A 273-nucleotide genomic window follows, 5' to 3' on the forward strand; every position below is an offset into this window, starting at 1 on the left:
CTTCAACCAATCCGGTACACTCACCATCCACAAGCGCACCCATACAGGAAACAGGCCCTATGTCTGTGACCAGGACGGATGCAACCGATCTTTCATCCAATTCAGTCATCTCACCGCCCACAAGCGTACCCACACAAGAAACAAGCCTTTTGTCTGTGACTTTGGCAGGTGCAACAAGGCTTTCGCCTCATCCGGCAATCTCACCAAACACACGCGAATCCACACAGGGGAGAGGCCCTTTTCCTGTGATCATGACGGGTGCCACAAAGCATT

Origin of the sequence: Parendozoicomonas verongulae (assembly GCF_009711465.1) — a bacterium.
Classification (GTDB): domain Bacteria; phylum Pseudomonadota; class Gammaproteobacteria; order Pseudomonadales; family Endozoicomonadaceae; genus Sansalvadorimonas; species Sansalvadorimonas verongulae.